Genomic DNA, 17828 nt, shown 5'->3' on the forward strand with positions numbered 1-17828 from the left:
AAAACAAGGCACTAGTTATTTGCCTATAAATCTGTCCATAACTACATTTGTACATCTTAAAATTAACTTAAAAATAATGGGCGGATTTTTTAAATCTTCGATTGGGAGGAAGGTAGCCATGGCACTTTCGGCATTCTTTCTCATGATTTTCTTATTACAACATTTTATAATTAATCTTTTGTCGGTTTTTAGTGCCGAACTTTTTAACGGGGTATCCCATTTTATGGGAACCAATTGGTTAATACAATTTGTAATGCAACCTGTATTGATTTTTGCTGTTGTATACCATTTTATAATGGGATTTGTTTTGGAACTGCAAAACAAAAAAGCAAGGGGAGTAGCCTATGCTAAAAACAATGGTGCAGCAAATTCTACTTGGATGAGTAGAAATATGATTTACAGCGGACTTGTTATTTTGGCTTTTTTAGCCTTGCATTTTGCCGATTTTTGGGTGCATGAAATTAATGTAAAATACATTAATGTACAGCCTGAAGATCCAGCGCGCTATTATCATGAATTGGTTGAAAAATTTGTGCCTATTTGGCGGGTTGCTGCTTATGCGGTAGCATTTGTGCTTTTAGGTTTGCATTTGGCGCACGGATTTACTTCAGCATTCCAATCGGTAGGTGCTACGGCAGGCCGTAAAAAAGCATTACAGCAAATAGGTAGGGCCTATTCCATTATAATTCCACTAGGATTTATAATCATAGCACTTTATCATCATTTAAATCACCATTAATCTATAGAGACATGGCATTAGATTCAAAAGTACCGGGAGGTCCAATTAAAGATAAATGGACAAACTATAAAGATAAAATCAATTTAGTAAACCCTGCAAACAAACGTCATATCGATGTAATTGTTGTAGGAACAGGTTTGGCAGGAGGCTCTGCATCTGCAACATTGGCAGAGTTAGGCTATAATGTTAAGGCCTTTGCTTATCAGGATTCCCCACGTCGCGCACACTCTATTGCGGCACAAGGTGGTATTAATGCAGCTAAAAATTACCAAGGCGATGGCGATTCTACTTACCGTTTATTTTACGATACGGTAAAAGGAGGTGATTATCGCTCTCGTGAAGCCAATGTGTATCGTTTGGCAGAAGTGTCTGCAAATATTATAGACCAATGTGTGGCACAAGGGGTGCCTTTTGCTAGAGATTATGGCGGATTGTTGGATAACCGTTCCTTTGGAGGGGTTTTGGTGTCCAGAACGTTTTATGCTAAAGGCCAAACAGGTCAGCAATTGTTGCTAGGCGCTTATTCTGCAATGAACCGCCAAATTGCTCGTGGTAAAATTGAAATGTTTAATCGCCATGAAATGCTGGATGTGGTTGTTGTAGACGGTAAAGCCCGAGGTATTATTGCCCGTAATTTAGTAACTGGAGAAATTGAGCGACATTCTGCCCATGCTGTAGTAATTGCATCGGGAGGTTATGGAAATGTTTATTTCCTATCTACCAATGCCATGGGAAGTAATGCTACTGCAGCTTGGAAAATCCATAAAAAAGGAGCCTATTTTGCTAATCCATGTTATACACAAATTCACCCAACCTGTATTCCGCGTTCAGGAGATTACCAGTCTAAATTAACGTTGATGTCGGAATCACTGCGTAACGATGGCCGTATTTGGGTGCCAAAAAACATGGAAGACGTTATTGCGATTCGGGAAGGACGTAAAAAACCAACCGATTTATCGGAAGACGAACGCGATTATTACTTAGAGCGTCGTTACCCTGCATTTGGTAACTTAGTGCCTCGCGATGTGGCTTCCCGTGCGGCGAAGGAACGTTGCGATGCGGGTTATGGGGTAAATGCAACAGGAGAAGCGGTGTATTTAGATTTTGCTTCAGCCATAGAACGCTACGGTAAGGAGCAAGCTAAAATTCATAATATACAAAATCCTTCAAAAGAAAAGATAATTGAACTTGGAGAGAAAATCGTAGAGGCCAAGTATGGTAACTTATTTCAGATGTATGAAAAGATTGTTGATGAGAACCCATACAAAACGCCAATGATGATTTATCCGGCAACACACTATACTATGGGAGGTGTTTGGGTAGATTATAACTTAATGACTACTATTCCTGGTTGTTACTGTATTGGTGAAGCTAACTTTTCAGACCATGGTGCTAACCGCCTAGGGGCTTCGGCTTTAATGCAAGGTCTGGCCGATGGTTATTTTGTATTACCATATACTATTGGGGATTATTTATCCAATGATATCCGTACAGGAAAAATACCTACCGATTCACCTGAGTTTGAAGAAGCTGAAAAAGCAGTTCAGGACAGAATAGATTTCTTTATTAATAACAAGGGATCTAAATCTGTTGACTATTTCCATAAAAAACTTGGAAAAGTAATGTGGGATAAAGTGGGGATGGCTCGTAATGAAAAAGGTTTAAAAGAAGCCATGTCTGAGATTAAACAAATTCGTGAGGAGTTCTGGAAAGAGGTGAAAGTACCAGGAATTGCTAACGAGATGAATCCAGAATTGGAAAAAGCTGGACGTGTGGCCGATTTCTTGGAGCTAGGTGAATTATTTGCTAAAGATGCTTTAATGAGAGAGGAATCTTGTGGTGGTCACTTTAGGGAAGAATCGGTTGAAGAAAGTGGCGAGCAAAAAGGAGAAGCAAAGCGTAATGATAAAGATTTTGCTTTTGTAGCAGCATGGGAATATAAAGGAGAACCTGCCGATGCCGTTTTACATAAAGAAGAATTAGAGTTTAAGGATATAGAATTAAAACAACGTTCATATAAATAAGGAGACTATGAATTTGACACTTAAGATTTGGAGACAAAAAGATGCTTCTTCTAAGGGGCAAATGGTAGATTATAAGGTTACCGATATATCAGAGCATATGTCTTTCTTGGAAATGATGGATGTTTTAAACGAGCAATTAATTAATGCTGGTGAAGAGCCTGTAGCATTCGATCATGATTGCCGTGAAGGTATTTGTGGGATGTGTTCCATGTATATAAACGGTGAAGCACATGGTCCCGATAGAGGCGTAACAACCTGTCAGTTACATATGCGTATGTTTAAGGATGGAGACACCATAACTATCGAACCATTTAGGGCCGCCGCTTTTCCGGTAATTAAGGATTTGGTTGTGGATAGGACAGCTTTTGAGCGTATTCAACAAGCAGGAGGTTATATTTCAGTAAATACTTCAGGAAATACCCAAGATGCCAATGCCATTCCTATTTCAAAACACGCTGCAGATGAAGCTATGGATGCAGCAACCTGTATAGGTTGTGGTGCTTGTGTAGCAACCTGTAAAAACTCTAGCGCGATGTTATTTGTTGGTGCTAAAGTTAGTCAGTATGCCTTATTGCCACAAGGACAAGTAGAAGCTGCAGATCGCGTTAGGAATATGGTCGAGCAAATGGATTTGGAAGGCTTTGGAAACTGTACCAATACCGGTGCATGTGAAGTAGAATGTCCTAAAGGAATTTCTTTGGAGAATATTGCCAGAATGAACAGAGAGTTGATGAAGGCTTCTATTTAAGAAACATTAGCAAATAAATAATATAATTAAGGCCCATATCTTAGATGTGGGTCTTTTTTGTTAGCTTTAAGCTATGATAAAACCGATTATGGCAAAGCTTATTTTCCACCTATTCTTTTTTTGCTTTCTGTTTAGTGTCAACCTAGGTGCACAGGAATCGTTGTTTTGTAAAGAGCAGTTGTTAACCCACAGCAAAAACTTATCTTCCGATGCCTTTGAGGGCAGGCGTACCGGAACCAAAGGTGCTATTAAAACCAAAAAGTATATTATTAATGTGTTTACTAAACTAGGGGTTAAACCTTTACGAAAAACATACGAGCAACCATTTATGTTTTCAAAACAAAAAAAGGAATATCATGGAGTTAATGTTTTGGGGGTAATTAAAGGAACCGTTAAACCAGATAAATATATTGTTATTAGTGCGCATTACGATCATGAAGGTATTAAAAACGGGAAGATTTACAATGGAGCCGACGATAACGCATCTGGTGTGGGAGCACTGTTTAGTATTGCAGAATATTTAAAAAATAATCCGCCAAAACATTCGGTTATTTTAGCTGCTTTCGATGGTGAAGAACTGGGACTTCAAGGTTCTAAGTATTTTGTGGATCATACTGTTGTGCCTTTTAAAAGTATTCTTTTGAATATTAATATGGATATGATAAGCCGAAGCGATAAGAAAGAGTTGTATGTTGTTGGTGCAAAAAGTCACCCCATTTTTAAACCTGTTTTTTCAAATTATAAAAACTCTTGTAAAGACATTAAACTTTTAATAGGACATGATGGTTATGACGATAAAGAGAATTGGATTTATTCATCAGACCATGCATCGTTTTATAAAAAAGGCATTCCGTTTTTATATTTTGGTGTTGAAGACCATGAGGATTACCACGAACCTACCGATGATTTTGAAAAAATACACCCAGAGTTTTATTATCATGCCGTAATGAAAATCATTGCCATTTTTAATCAAATCGATTCTCGTTCTTTTTAAAAATTACAAGAAGTTTGTTTAATAGTAGTTATGTCACTTCTGTAAAGGTCAACTAATTCGAGTGATTTTACGAAACATAGTGAAGTAAAATTGTATCGAGAAGCTGGGTTAAAAATACGCCTTTAACTGTACACTCCCCGTATGTATGGTTTTACTGGTTTTTGTTTTTCTGCCAAAGTAGCTTAAGTTAAGATCTAAAAAAGAGGTTAGCTTTTTTTGTGCCAATAAAGACCAGGTAAAGTTTGTGCCTGGTTGAAGCCCTTCTAACATTTGGTAAGCTACAGGGGTATTGGGGTTTCCGGTAAAACGATTCGAAAAATAATTGAATTCCCCATTAATGGCCCCTTTTTCATTTTTAGTTAAAGTGAATGATGTCCCGTACTTTTGCTGATTTAGGCTTTCTTCATTTCCAATAGTATTATCCTTGCTGGCATGCTGATAATAAATATCGAATCTGGAATTGTCGCCAAAAAGATAAGATAGTTTAGGGTTAAATCGGGCTTCATCGAAATTGTAATTTTTGCTGGTAAAATTTTGACTGATGCTTTCGGTATTGTCCAAAGCAGAGTTTAATGTAATGAGCCAACTTTCCATTATTTTATGGTTAAAATTAATTTGATGGCTCCTTAAATGGTTTTCAATAAGCCCTATAGACAAGGTGTTTTGGGATTTGTTGGAAAGATAGGTGTAAGACGTTGTATAACGTTGCTTGCCACGATTAAAAAATAGCACATTTCTAAAGTTTAACTGTAATCCTAATTGATTGTCATTATTAGCCTTAAAAGGATTTAGGTTGAAATTATTGCCATCTCGTTTAACTTTACGGTCAATTAAATAACTGGTTTGGTTATAGAAATGCGACCAGAATTTTTCAGTTTTATTTTTGGAAACCGACCAATGTGCCGGGTTTATGGTTAAGGTTTGGCTCAATCTATTTTGGTGGGTTTTTATATAGACCCTATTTGGTAACAGTACTCTAATGTATTTCCCTTGATCTTGAAATTGGGCAATTTCAAATTCCTCAAGCTCCTGTATGCCATTATTGTTGTAGTCTATCCATGTGTAGGTGCCTTGTCCAGGTTCAACCTCAATATAGGTAAAATCCTGTTGTGGCAAGGAACCAGAGTTGGTTTCAAAAATGGTATGCCATTGTATAAGCTGCTCAAAAACCTTTTGGAGGTATTGTAGGCGTGAGTTTAAAGACTGTTCTTTTCCTGTGCTAGTTGAAGTCGAAGTATTGGTGCCTTCTTCATGTTTTAAGGTTCTGTAATTCACATAAAGCGATAAATTGGTGTTTTTGTTTTGTACAAGCCTAGAATCTAAATAGAAGGTGTTGGATGTATTGACCTTTTGCAGCTGGTTGTCCCTAATACTGTCATTCACCCTGTTTTTATAGCCTATTTCAGCAAAAACCTTGGTGCTGTCTCCAATGCCTGTAAATAGTTCGTAGGATTTAAACCGCTGACTTAACGGGGTGAGGTTTTGTGTGGAAACCTCACGTTGTTCGTTGTCTTCAACAGCAAGTTTGGTGCCTATCCAGCTTTTTTTCATACTGTAGGCAATACGGTTGAATGTCCTTAAAAAAGTTGAGGTATTTGTATTGGAATGGGCATTTAATACACTGGAGCTAGACGAAATTTGAAATTTGTTTAAAAGCAAATTAGTATTTAAAACATGCCTGTTACCATTAAAACCTTCCGAAAAATTTAAATGCTCAAACTGGTAATTGATAAATCCTTTTTTAGGATGGTAGGTCTGAATACCTGAATATACTAGTTTTTGGTTTCCTAAATTGCTTATCGCTTCATTTCCGGTAGGTTGTTCTAGGTTCCAATCGCGATTAAATTCGGCTTTGTACAGGCGTTGGATGGTACGGTAGTTGGCATCGATAACGTCGGTATCCACATAAGCGTTAACTGTCCAAGAGCTATCCCGTTTTATTAGGGTTTGTTCTGCTTTAAGCTTGCCTGCGAAGCCATCGTTGTTGCCATCATCTGTGGTTGAAAATAAGTTCAGGTCGTTTTTGCTTCCTGAAACTTCAAAGCTTATGTTGGTTTTTTCATTCGGATTATAAGCCCCATTAACAACGGCAATTTGCAGTTTTGTAGGTGCTACCAATTGCACAATGGGAGCGTAATTGCCCTGTCCTACACCTATAAATTCGTAAATATTGTTAATGGCATTGGTACTGCTTAGAATATAATCACCCTGTCCATCGCCAACCAAACTAAAAGTAACACGGTATAATTCATCTTCGGGATTGTTTGAAAACACAAAAGCTTCAACACCATTTATCAATTCTTTTTTATACAAAATCCTATTGTCACTGTAGGTTTCCTGAACTTCGGAAGGAGCGACCATCTGGCTTCGGTCGTCACCAGCATTGGACAGTATTTGCACTTGTGCTTCCGATAGGTTTTGCTGTAAGGGTTGGTTTTTGGCATCGTTTTCAGAATATACCGAAACCCCAAGTTTAAATTTGTTGCTTTTATAGTTGCCCCCACCGTAAGCTACCAAACGCGAATAATTTCGTTCGCTAAACTGGTAGTCGACCGTAATGCGCATTTCCGAAGTAATGGGAAAGGTAGAATTGAAAATAATTTCACCCGCATTATAATCGATAATATAGTCTTGGTCTTCACCCCGCTTAACAGGGGCGCCATTTACATAAACGGTTTCACTGCCCGAAACGATAAGCACAAAAAGTTCGCCGTTGCGGCCCTGTAATTTATAGGGGCCTTGGTTGCCCTCTTGTGCAGTAAACTGACTCGTAGTGAATTGCCCCCTAACCAGAGCTCCAGCTGCAAATAAGTTGGTTTGCTGGTCTTCATCGCCCAGATTTGCATTAACAAAGAGGCCTTGAACGCGTTTGGAAAAATTGGCGAAATAAGAGTTGGTGTTTTGTAAATCGATATCGCCGGCACGAATGTTCCACTTATCGCTAAAGAGTTCAATGAATACTTGGTCGAACTCGTCCAATCGCTGTGAATAACCACTCTCCTGTAACGGAATGTTGGCATCCTGAATAGAAGCACGCAAAGAGACTTTATCATTAAGTTTTCCAGTGATTTGTAAATCGAGCTCACTGTTTAAAACCGAATTCTGGTTGTTGCCAATTGTCACACCACGGGAAATACTTCCAGAAGTGGTTAGCCCATCAAAAGGGATGAAGTTATTGTTGCGGTTGGTTTCAGATAGCTTATAAAGTGTTTGGGCGTTTTCGTTATTTTCAACAATAATAGTATCATCCAATTGTTTATAGGTCTTGGTTAAAAACTCTGGGAATTTCAAATAGTTGATAATAATGGAATCGGTTGCTATGGTTTTTTTAAAAGTTAAAATGGCCTTTGGGAAATCAACATGATAATAAGTAGTATCTATTGGGATGCCCTTCTTTGTTTTAATTGAAAATCTGTGTGGATTTATACTAACACTATCAATATTAATCGAGTCTTTTATGGCTACTTTTATAGTTCTATAATTAGATTCCAGATCTTGCGAAAACCCGAAAACACCAATACAGAGTACAATAAAAGTAAGTATATGTTTCATCTGTTAATGTCTATTGTTTCTTAATGGTCACGCTTCGACTAAGCTCAGCTCAGGAATGTAACCTTTGATGATTAAAACAATTGTTTTGATTTGTTTTTAAAGTTGTTTTAATCATGTCGGTTTCATCAAATATTAAAACAACGCATTTAAACTATTATTGTTGATAGTTTTTGTTAAAACTCCTATGCTTATTAATAGTGTAAAAGTAAGGTATTATTTATTTTAGCTGAAAATCAATACGCTTTTTTCGGAGCGCATAATGCTCGACTGAAAGAGAGCCCCAAAATTAATATTTATAACATATGAAAATTATATCCTATAACGTAAACGGAATTCGTGCAGCACTTAATAAAGGTTTTATCGATTGGCTTAAGGCCGCCAATCCAGATGTGATATGTTTGCAAGAAATAAAGGCTTTAAAGGAACAATTGGATTTAGATGTTTTTACAGAAGCAGGCTACATCCATCAATATTGGTTTAGTGCCGAAAAAAAAGGCTATAGTGGGGTTGCTATTTTAAGTAAAATAAAACCAGATCATGTCGAGTATGGCACAGGAATTGAGTCAATGGATGTCGAAGGTCGCAATTTACGTGCAGATTTCGATGGCGTGTCCGTGATGAGTCTGTATTTGCCATCTGGAACCAACGATGCACGTTTAAACCACAAGCTGGAGTATATGGATATGTTTCAAGAGTATGTTAATACCCTTAAAAAAGAAGTGCCCCATTTAATTATTTGTGGCGATTATAATATTTGCCACGAAGAAATTGATATCCATAACCCTAAAGGCTTAAAAAATGTTTCTGGATTTTTGCCTGTAGAACGCAAATGGATTGGTAATTTTATTGATAGTGGATTTATTGACTCGTTCCGCTTTTTAAACCCTGAAAAACAACAGTATAGCTGGTGGAGTTACCGCGCCAATGCACGGGCAAACAACAAAGGTTGGCGTTTGGATTATGCTATGGTTGCCCAACCATTACAAGAAAACATTAAAAGAGCCGTTATCCTATCGGATGCTGTTCATAGCGACCACTGTCCGATTTTAGTTGAAATTGATAAATAGAATAATTTTTGAACCCTTAAAAGATGATAAAGAAAACCTTACTTACCGTTTTAACCATAGCTTTGGTGACAAGCTGTGTGTCACCAAAAGTTTATAAAGATTTAGAAGCAAAATACGACAACTTAAAAAAGGAAAACCGTAAGCTTTCAGATGAAAATGAATTGCTCAATAGTGCCAAAAACGCTGCAGAAAATGAATTAAAGCAGCTTAAACTGGCGTATGAAGAAGCCGTAGCCCAACGTGATCAATTGCAAGCCGATTATAGTGCAACCAAAGCTAACTACGAAGCTTTAAAGAATTCCTATGATGCTCTAGAGAAAAACAGCTCTGCGGCCATTGCAGCCAATTCCCAAAAGAACAGGGAATTATTAGCGCAATTGGAAGCCAAGGAACAAGCCTTAGCGGCAGAAAATGCGCGTTTGGAAAAACTTAAAAGAGCCTTCGAAGAGCGCTCTAACCGGGTAGCGGAATTAGAAAGTGTTATAGCGGCCAAAGATGCAGCTATGTCGGCGTTAAAAGATGCTATTTCCAAGGCATTGACCGATTTTGAAGGTAAAGGCTTAACTGTAGAGCAACGCGACGGGAAAGTGTATGTGTCTATGGAAAATAAACTGTTGTTCGAATCGGGAAGCTGGGCTGTAGGAGCCGAAGGACGCAGAGCAGTAATGCAGTTGGGAAGCGTATTGGGCGATAACCCGGATATTGCTGTGCTTATTGAAGGCCATACCGATAATGTGCCATACCAAGGCTCTGGGCAGTTAAAAGGGAACTGGGATTTGTCTACCAAGCGTGCTACGGCCATTGTAAATATTTTAAGTGAGAACACTAATATAAACCCTGAAAACCTTACGGCAGCGGGTAGAGGCGAACATTCGCCCATTGCAACTAACGATACACCAGAGGGAAGAGCTAAAAACCGTCGTATAGAAGTTATTTTAACACCTAAGTTAGATGAACTATCCAAGTTGTTAAACGAGGATTAAAATATCCAAGTGTCATTACGAGGAACGAAGTGACGTGGTAATCTTTTTAAAAAGTAAAAATAGATTACTAATATTTTTACAATAAGTTTTGTAATGACATAGTGTAAACAGTATTAAAAACCTTTAAAAGCAATTGCTCTTTTAAAGGTTTTTATATTTGCACAAAATAGAGAAAATTTAAAAAGAAACATCCATGCCTAGACTTTAGTCACACTGCGGAAATGATAATTTGGATGTTACATGCCTGTGCTGAGCTTAGTCGAAGCGTGACCTTTTAGTAAAAAATAAATATTAACACATGAAATATACCACGCTACCAAAAACCAATATAAAAGTTAGTAAAATATGTTTAGGAACAATGACCTGGGGCAAACAAAATACCGAAGCCGAAGGTCATGCCCAATTGGATTATGCTTTAGACCAGGGCGTTAATTTTATCGATACGGCCGAATTGTATCCTGTCCCAGCCGAAGCTAAAACATCTGGGCGCACCAGTGAAATTATTGGGACTTGGTTGAAGAAAAGAAACAATAGGGATAAAGTGGTTATAGCTTCTAAGATTGCCGGCCCCGGAGACTATACCAAACATATAAGAACCACAGGTTTTAGCCCAAAATCTATTAGGGAGGCGGTCGACTTGGAATTAAACCGTTTGCAAACCGATTATATTGATTTATACCAACTGCATTGGCCAGAACGCGATAGTAACCGATTTGGAGTTAGGGATTGTGTTTTCGATACCCAATGGGAAGACAATGTCAATGAGGTTTTGCATAGTTTAAAGCAGGAAGTCGATGCGGGACGAATTAGATATGTGGGGTTGTCCAACGAGAATGCTTGGGGGACCATGCGTTTTTTGGAAGAACACAAAAAGCAGGGCGATCTACCTAGAATGATTACCATACAAAATCCATATTCATTATTAAACCGAACTTTTGAAGGCGATTTAGCCGAAATCTCGTTACGGGAGCATATAGGGCTACTGGCTTATTCGCCCATGGCCTTTGGGGTGCTTTCAGGGAAATACATAAAGGACACCGCAGCAGATAATGCACGCTTAAAGTTGTTTCCTAATTTTGCACGTTATAGCGGCAAACAGGCTACCGAGGCTACCAAACAGTATTTAAATATAGCAGAAGCGCACGGATTAAGTTTGGCACAAATGGCTCTGGCCTTTGTAAACCAACAACCGTTTGTTACCAGTAATATTATTGGGGCGACTAATTTGGAGCAGCTTAAGGAAAATATAGAGAGTATTCATGTTGTTTTAAGCGATGCATTGCTATCTGATATTAATGCTGTACATCATGCTATTCCTAATCCGGCACCTTAATATTTCTTTTGGGTAATTCGAAGATTTTATGAGTTGACTATTGGCTGTTTAAACAATTAAGGATGAAAACATTTCGAAAACGAAATAGTGAATAAGTTTTATCAGGAATAAACACAAAAGCTGACAAAAGTAAGTTTTTATAACGGTGATATAATTAATTTTGTAGTGTGAAATTACATCTCAAATTATTATGACTGTTTCTAAAATACTATTAAGCTTTACTGTTTTATGTGCAATGGTGGCTTGCAATAACTCTAAAAAAACTTCACAATCAAATCTGCATCACGAAGAGCGGCATTGGAGTTACTCTGGAGAAACATCCCCGGAACACTGGATTGATATTGAGAAAAAATCAGATTGTGGCGGAAAACATCAATCGCCTGTAAACATTATTCATACAGATGTCGATTATGTTGAAATGAAGAGTAATTTAAAAATTTTATATACGCCAACGACATTAATAAGTAAGGTTGATAATAATGGGCATTCCATTCAATTCAATTTCGAGGAAGGGGATTCCATAAATTATAGAGGAAAGACGTACTATTTAAAACAAATTCATTTTCATGAACCTTCAGAGCATAAGATAAATGGGGTTGTATTTCCAATTGAGATGCACTTGGTACATGTTAACAAAAGAGGGGAGATAGCGGTATTGGCTGTTTTTGGCGAAGAAGGAAGCCAAAGCCAACTGTTCGAGTTTTTTGAAAGTTTCTTGCCTTTGGAAAAAGGGGAGACTAAGGAGATACATCAAAAAATAGATTTATCGAGTCTTTTTTTAAAGGATAAACATTATTACTCTTACAATGGGTCGTTGACAACGCCTCCATGTACCGAAAATGTAAGCTGGGTTGTTTTTAAGGAACCAATCATTTTATCTGAAGCAGAAGTATTAAAGCTAAAAAGAACGATGCCTCTCAATAATTACAGGAATGAACAGGATTTAAATGGAAGAACTGTACGCTATAATTATTAGAATGTAACCTTTTTGTTTAAGAAAATAAAAGCCCTTTGCTAACATAAGCAAAGGGCTTTTTAATTAATTTAATTACCAACTTTATTGAAAAAGTAGCGTTCTAAAAATGTATAAGCCTCTCTAAGTAAATCTTATAATTAATTCAAGAAAATATGTGTAAATTGAAACAGTAAAAAACGATCAAAAAATAGGTTAAAATATGAAATGGCAAGGTAGAAGGCGAAGTTCAAATGTTGAAGATCGCAGAGGGCAAAGAAGTACTGGACAAGGAATAGGAGGATTTAACCCAGCACTTTTGGGGCCAATGCTTAGAATTTTGTTTTCAAAAGTAGGACTCTTTATTGTGGGAGCATTTTTACTGATATCACTAATGATGGGTAAAAACCCACTCGCATTAATCAGTCAGTTTTTAAGTGGTGGCACAATGCAGACCGAATCTTCCGCAGGGTATAAACCAACAGCTAAAGACGAAGAATTAGCAAATTTTAGTGCTACTATTTTAGCGAATACTGAAGATGTATGGAATAAGCTTTTAGATAATTACAGAGAGCCCACATTAGTTCTTTTTACTGGTGCTGTAGAGTCTGCTTGTGGATCTGCTTCTAGTTCTACTGGCCCATTTTATTGTCCAGGTGATGAAAAGCTATATTTAGATTTAAGTTTTTTTGACGATATGGAGCGTCAATTGAACGCTCCAGGAGATTTTGCCCAGGCTTATGTGATTGCACATGAAGTTGGACATCACATCCAAAAAATAATGGGAATTTCAGAAAAAGTACAACGATTAAGGGGGCAACTTAGTCAGAAAGAATACAATAAATATTCTGTTAAACTTGAACTTCAAGCCGATTTTTTAGCGGGTGTTTGGGCCCACTACTCTCAAGAAATGACACAAATGATGGAAGCAGGTGATCTGGAAGAAGCTTTAAATGCTGCCAACGCCATTGGTGACGACCGACTGCAAAAGCAATCAAGTGGTAGGGTGGTGCCGGATTCTTTCACTCATGGTACTTCAGAGCAGCGTATGAGATGGTTTAAAAAAGGTTTTGATACTGGAGATTTGTCACAGGGCGATACCTTTAATGCAACTTCATTATAACTTCGAAGTGGACTTAAAGAGGATTACAAATTTTCTTTTCTTGTGAAATATGTCATAGGTAACATTATGGCGAGGTGCGAAGCTTCTTTTGAATTTTATCTTAATTATTTGCAGATTGCTTTGTAGTTTGTCACTCGCTCCTTGCAATGAAAGGTTTATATTTTTATTGCCCTTCGTCAATTACGAGGGAGGGCAGTGACCGAAGTAATCTTTTGGTTCGGGGTTCTATACATACAGATTGCTTCACTTTGTTCGCAATGACAAATTCTATAAAACCAAAAAACCCTTTACTAACAAAAGCAAAGGGTTTTTTAATTATTTAATTTGATTACCGTCTTTATCGAAAAAGTGGTACTCTAGATATGTGTAAGCATCTCTTGGTAAAATCTTAACCCATTTTTTGTGTTCAAAAAACCATTTTGAACGTACAGATGGAAAACCTTTAGTTAAAAAGGCTGCTATAAAAGGATGTGTGTTTAAGGTCACCTTCTTATAGTCTTTTTTAAATAGTTTTTCAAGATCGTGCGTTATTTTTTGTACTATGCCTATTGGGGCTTCAACCTCAGAGCCATTAATGCCGTTAGGGTCTTCCTCGCGGGTTTTAATGTTCATTTCTGGGCGTACACGCTGTCTTGTTATTTGTATCAAACCGAATTTACTCGGGGGCAATATTTTGTGTTTTGCCCGGTCGTCCTTCATTTCGTCGCGAAGGTGATTAAACAGGGCTTGCCTGTTTTCGGCATTGGTCATATCTATAAAATCGACCACTATAATACCGCCCATATCACGCAAGCGTAACTGTCGGGCAATTTCGGTGGCGGCAATTAAGTTAACTTCCAGTGCCGTATCCTCTTGGTTATTGGCTTTGTTAGATCGGTTACCGCTGTTTACATCTATAACATGCAGGGCTTCGGTATGTTCTATTACCAAATAGGCGCCTTTTGCCATAGAAACGGTTTTGCCAAACGAGGTTTTAATCTGTCGTTCAATTCCAAATTTTTCAAAAACAGGAACCTTGGACTGATACAATTTAACTATTGATTCTTTTTTTGGTGCAATCTCTTGCACGTAATCTTTAATTTGATAATAAAGCGCTTCATCATCAACCGTAATGCCCGTAAAGGTATCATTGAATATATCTCGTAAAATAGACGAGGCTTTATTCATTTCACCTAAGACTTTACTGGGATGATGGGCTTTGTGTAGCTTTTTACACATTGCTGTCCAACGGTTCAGCAAATTTTGTAAATCTTTATCTAGTTCAGCTACTTTTTTGCCTTGTGCTACAGTACGAACAATAATACCAAAACCTGATGGTGTTATACTTTTTACCAGTCGTTTTAATCGGTCTTTTTCGTCTTTGTCCTCTATTTTTTGTGAAATGGAGATACGGTTGGAAAAAGGGACCAAAACAATATATCTACCGGCAATAGAAAGCTCGGAGCTTATCCTAGGGCCTTTTGTAGATATAGGTTCTTTAACTATTTGTACTAATAGCGATTGATTTGATTTTAAGACATCGGCAATTTTACCGTCTTTATCGATGTCTTTTTCAAATGGGAAATTCTTTAAAGAAAAATCGTTTAGTTTACCTGTGCTTACACGTTTTGTGAATTTTAAAAGAGAAGGTAGTTTTGGCCCTAAATCGTGATAGTGCAAAAAAGCATCTTTCTCGTAACCTACATTAACAAATGCGGCATTTAGTCCAGGAACAGCTTTTCGTATTTTGGCTATAAACACATCGCCAACAGAAAAGTTGTTATCATCTTCATCCTTTTGTAATTCAATAAGTTTTCCATCTTTTAATAAGGCAAAATCAACTTCTTCGGAACTAGATCTAATGATCAATTCTTTATCCATTTAGTTAATTTTAATCCACCACGAACTAACGTGACAGATGGATTATACAATATTTTTTCTGACGGGTAGAATAATTATTCAACCATCAGATAACACCTTTAAAACTATTATGATGCGAAATCAAGGTCGCAGAAGGGTGTTATTCACAGGATTTTTTAAATCTGTGGAGCTTATTTTCATTTGTTAAGCTCATTTCAAAGAACGTTTGTGTGCTTTAAAACCGAAAAAAGTAGTTAACTAACTACTTTTTCGATTTATTTTTTCTTTTTGTGACGGTTAGCGCGTCTACGTTTTTTACGCTTATGCGTCGCTACCTTATGTCTTTTACGTTTTTTACCACTTGGCATAAATAGTGTCTTTTAGATTAATAATTCCGTTTAATACCAAAACAAGTTCGGTACATGATTCTTATTTTACTTCTACATTAGTTTTAACGCCTTCAACAAAAACTTTTGCAGGCTTAAATGCAGGAATATTGTGAGCTGGTATTTTAATAGTTGTATTTTTAGAAATGTTTCTACCTGTTTTTTCAGCTCTTGTTTTAATAATAAAGCTTCCAAAACCTCTTAAGTAAACATTATCACCACTTTCTAAAGATGTCTTTACTTCCTCCATGAATGTTTCAACAGTTGCTTGAACATCTCCTTTTTCAATTCCTAATTTTTCAGAAATTTTTGCTACTAAATCAGCCTTAGTCATTTTAATTTTTTATTTTTTAGTTACTAATATCATTTTTAAAGGGATGCAAATATAGGAATTTAATATTCAATATTTCAAACCTAATTCATTAAAATTTAAGATTATAAACGTTTATTTTAGCACTTTGTTCAAATACGATTAATGCATTTTTCTGAAATTTTAATACACTGGTACTCAGTTAATAAGAGGAGTCTGCCTTGGCGGGAGACGATTAACCCGTATTATATATGGCTGTCTGAAATTATTTTACAGCAAACCCAAGTGGCTCAGGGCCTACCATATTACGAGGCATTTTTAACGCATTACCCAACCATTTTCGATCTGGCAAATGCCAAAGAAAGTGAGGTGCTAAAACTATGGCAAGGTTTGGGGTATTATTCCAGAGCTAGAAATTTACATGCTACGGCCAAATATATTGTTAAAGAATGGCATGGTGTTTTTCCGAACAATTATAAGGACTTGATAAAATTAAAAGGGGTGGGCGATTATACGGCTAGCGCTATAGCTTCCATTTGTTTTAATGAAGTTACTGCAGTGGTAGATGGTAATGTGTATCGTGTATTATCCCGGTATTTTGGTGTAGAAACACCTATTAATAGTACCAATGGAGCCAAGGAATTTAAAGCATTGGCACAAGAGTTAATAGATAAGGAGCATCCAGCTTTGTTTAATCAGGCTATCATGGAATTTGGAGCAAGGCAATGCCGACCAAAAAAACCAGATTGTTTGGTCTGTCCGTTAAAAGAAGGTTGTATGGCATTCGGTGCAAAAAAAATAGAAGAGTTACCCGTTAAACTTAAAGCAACAAAGGTTAAAAAAAAGCATTTTAATTTTTTGGTCTTTTTATCCAACGATGGCAAAACTATTATGGAGCAACGTAAGGGTAAAGGGATATGGCAAAACTTATATCAGTTTCCATTGGTTGAAACCGATAAGAGTGCTAATGAAACAACAATAAAAAAAATGATAGCAGGACATGAGCTGTTAAAGGATAAAGATTTTGACTTGTCCTTATATAATGAAGAGGTTATAGTACATAAATTATCCCATCAACTCCTGTATACTAAATTCTGGATTATAAATACTAAAAGCCTTAATGGAAAAGGGGTCTCAACAGGTGAAGTTTATGGTTACCCAGTACCTATTTTAATAGGGAATTTTATAGAGAAGTTTAATTTTTAACAGAATAGTTTAAGCAATCATATTTTTTTATTAATTTTAAAAAAATGCAAAGCAAATAACTAATTTTGCTTTCAAAATCAAGAAAACACATGTCAGGAACATTAAATAAAGTAATGCTTATAGGGCATTTGGGGGACGAAGTAAAAATGCATTATTTTGAAGGAGGCGGTTGTGTTGGTCGTTTTCCGTTGGCTACTAACGAAACGTATACCAATAAACAAACCAACGAGCGTGTTACTAATACCGAATGGCATAATATAGTGGTGCGAAATAAAGGAGCCGAAATATGTGAAAAGTATTTAAGTAAAGGCGACAAAGTTTATATTGAAGGCCGTTTGAAAACGAGAAAATGGCAGGACGATAAAGGGAACGATAGGTATTCTACCGAAATACAGTGCACCGATTTTACGTTTTTATCAACTAAATCCGAAAATGAAGCCAATGCAGGCAACCATAACCAAGCTGTACAGCCAAAACAGGACGCGGTTCAAGAGCCTAGTGTTGAGCCTATAGGGAATGATGACGATGATCTGCCGTTTTAATGAAACACAGTGAAACGTTTTTTATTGTTT

General features: G+C 36.9%; 14 protein-coding genes. 11 read left to right on the plus strand and 3 right to left on the minus strand.

The window, feature by feature from the left end:
- Window positions 1–76 precede the first annotated feature (76 nt).
- The 4 genes from MR062_RS09220 to MR062_RS09235 all read left to right on the plus strand — a co-directional run bounded on the left by MR062_RS09220 (window position 77) and on the right by MR062_RS09235 (window position 4505).
- A complete protein-coding gene (locus MR062_RS09220) occupies window positions 77–739 on the plus strand; it encodes a succinate dehydrogenase cytochrome b subunit (protein WP_242203867.1) in 663 nt (220 codons plus the stop codon).
- An 11-nt stretch (window positions 740–750) separates the two neighbouring features.
- A complete protein-coding gene (locus tag MR062_RS09225; RefSeq protein ID WP_242203868.1) occupies window positions 751–2763 on the plus strand; it encodes a fumarate reductase/succinate dehydrogenase flavoprotein subunit in 2013 nt (670 codons plus the stop codon).
- 7 nt (window positions 2764–2770) lie between these two features.
- A complete protein-coding gene (locus tag MR062_RS09230; RefSeq protein WP_242203869.1) occupies window positions 2771–3511 on the plus strand; it encodes a succinate dehydrogenase/fumarate reductase iron-sulfur subunit in 741 nt (246 codons plus the stop codon).
- Between the two features lie 88 nt (window positions 3512–3599).
- Window positions 3600–4505 (plus strand): M28 family peptidase, encoded by a 906-nt coding sequence (locus MR062_RS09235; protein WP_242203870.1) that lies wholly within the window; start codon window positions 3600–3602, stop codon window positions 4503–4505.
- Between the two features lie 108 nt (window positions 4506–4613).
- Here MR062_RS09235 and MR062_RS09240 read toward each other — a convergent pair whose 3' ends face one another.
- Window positions 4614–8057, minus strand: coding sequence for a hypothetical protein (locus MR062_RS09240; RefSeq protein ID WP_242203871.1), 3444 nt, complete (start codon window positions 8055–8057; stop codon window positions 4614–4616).
- 302 nt (window positions 8058–8359) lie between these two features.
- On the opposite strand from MR062_RS09240, the gene MR062_RS09245 reads away from it, so the two are divergent.
- The 5 genes from MR062_RS09245 (at window position 8360) to ypfJ (ending at window position 13515) form a co-directional block, all read left to right on the plus strand.
- Window positions 8360–9124, plus strand: coding sequence for an exodeoxyribonuclease III (locus MR062_RS09245; protein WP_242203872.1), 765 nt, complete (start codon window positions 8360–8362; stop codon window positions 9122–9124).
- Window positions 9125–9147: 23 nt separating this feature from the next.
- On the plus strand, window positions 9148–10107 hold the full coding sequence (locus MR062_RS09250) for an OmpA/MotB family protein (protein ID WP_242203873.1): 960 nt from the start codon (window positions 9148–9150) through the stop codon (window positions 10105–10107).
- Between the two features lie 298 nt (window positions 10108–10405).
- Complete coding sequence (locus MR062_RS09255) at window positions 10406–11440, plus strand: aldo/keto reductase (protein ID WP_242203874.1); 1035 nt, start codon at window positions 10406–10408, stop codon at window positions 11438–11440.
- A 190-nt stretch (window positions 11441–11630) separates the two neighbouring features.
- On the plus strand, window positions 11631–12416 hold the full coding sequence (locus MR062_RS09260; RefSeq protein WP_242203875.1) for a carbonic anhydrase: 786 nt from the start codon (window positions 11631–11633) through the stop codon (window positions 12414–12416).
- Window positions 12417–12615: 199 nt separating this feature from the next.
- Window positions 12616–13515: a KPN_02809 family neutral zinc metallopeptidase gene (gene ypfJ, locus MR062_RS09265; protein ID WP_242203876.1), complete on the plus strand. Its 900-nt coding sequence runs from the start codon at window positions 12616–12618 to the stop codon at window positions 13513–13515.
- A gap of 315 nt (window positions 13516–13830) precedes the next feature.
- Here ypfJ and MR062_RS09270 read toward each other — a convergent pair whose 3' ends face one another.
- Window positions 13831–15375, minus strand: a complete 1545-nt coding sequence (locus tag MR062_RS09270) for an Rne/Rng family ribonuclease (protein WP_242203877.1) — start codon at window positions 15373–15375, stop codon at window positions 13831–13833.
- 408 nt (window positions 15376–15783) lie between these two features.
- Complete coding sequence (locus MR062_RS09275) at window positions 15784–16074, minus strand: HU family DNA-binding protein (protein WP_042242127.1); 291 nt, start codon at window positions 16072–16074, stop codon at window positions 15784–15786.
- 141 nt (window positions 16075–16215) lie between these two features.
- Between MR062_RS09275 and mutY the strand changes: the two genes are divergently transcribed.
- Together mutY and ssb are read left to right on the plus strand one after the other, a co-directional pair.
- Window positions 16216–17256, plus strand: a complete 1041-nt coding sequence (mutY, locus tag MR062_RS09280; protein WP_242203878.1) for an A/G-specific adenine glycosylase — start codon at window positions 16216–16218, stop codon at window positions 17254–17256.
- An 89-nt stretch (window positions 17257–17345) separates the two neighbouring features.
- Window positions 17346–17798 carry a single-stranded DNA-binding protein gene (ssb, locus tag MR062_RS09285; RefSeq protein ID WP_242203879.1) on the plus strand — a complete coding sequence of 151 codons (453 nt, stop codon included), beginning with the start codon at window positions 17346–17348 and terminating at the stop codon, window positions 17796–17798.
- Window positions 17799–17828: the final 30 nt, after the last annotated feature.

The organism is Aestuariivivens insulae, assembly GCF_022662195.1.
Taxonomy (GTDB): domain Bacteria; phylum Bacteroidota; class Bacteroidia; order Flavobacteriales; family Flavobacteriaceae; genus Aestuariivivens; species Aestuariivivens insulae.

Bases quoted from the DNA above. Each gene is read 5' to 3' on its own strand.
- MR062_RS09220 (WP_242203867.1), top strand. From the start codon at position 77: ATGGGCGGATTTTTTAAATCTTCGATTGGGAGGAAGGTAGCCATGGCA.
- MR062_RS09225 (WP_242203868.1), top strand. From the start codon at position 751: ATGGCATTAGATTCAAAAGTACCGGGAGGTCCAATTAAAGATAAATGG.
- MR062_RS09230 (WP_242203869.1), top strand. From the start codon at position 2,771: ATGAATTTGACACTTAAGATTTGGAGACAAAAAGATGCTTCTTCTAAG.
- MR062_RS09235 (WP_242203870.1), top strand. From the start codon at position 3,600: ATGGCAAAGCTTATTTTCCACCTATTCTTTTTTTGCTTTCTGTTTAGT.
- MR062_RS09240 (WP_242203871.1), bottom strand. From the start codon at position 8,057: ATGAAACATATACTTACTTTTATTGTACTCTGTATTGGTGTTTTCGGG.
- MR062_RS09245 (WP_242203872.1), top strand. From the start codon at position 8,360: ATGAAAATTATATCCTATAACGTAAACGGAATTCGTGCAGCACTTAAT.
- MR062_RS09250 (WP_242203873.1), top strand. From the start codon at position 9,148: ATGATAAAGAAAACCTTACTTACCGTTTTAACCATAGCTTTGGTGACA.
- MR062_RS09255 (WP_242203874.1), top strand. From the start codon at position 10,406: ATGAAATATACCACGCTACCAAAAACCAATATAAAAGTTAGTAAAATA.
- MR062_RS09260 (WP_242203875.1), top strand. From the start codon at position 11,631: ATGACTGTTTCTAAAATACTATTAAGCTTTACTGTTTTATGTGCAATG.
- ypfJ (WP_242203876.1), top strand. From the start codon at position 12,616: ATGAAATGGCAAGGTAGAAGGCGAAGTTCAAATGTTGAAGATCGCAGA.
- MR062_RS09270 (WP_242203877.1), bottom strand. From the start codon at position 15,375: ATGGATAAAGAATTGATCATTAGATCTAGTTCCGAAGAAGTTGATTTT.
- MR062_RS09275 (WP_042242127.1), bottom strand. From the start codon at position 16,074: ATGACTAAGGCTGATTTAGTAGCAAAAATTTCTGAAAAATTAGGAATT.
- mutY (WP_242203878.1), top strand. From the start codon at position 16,216: ATGCATTTTTCTGAAATTTTAATACACTGGTACTCAGTTAATAAGAGG.
- ssb (WP_242203879.1), top strand. From the start codon at position 17,346: ATGTCAGGAACATTAAATAAAGTAATGCTTATAGGGCATTTGGGGGAC.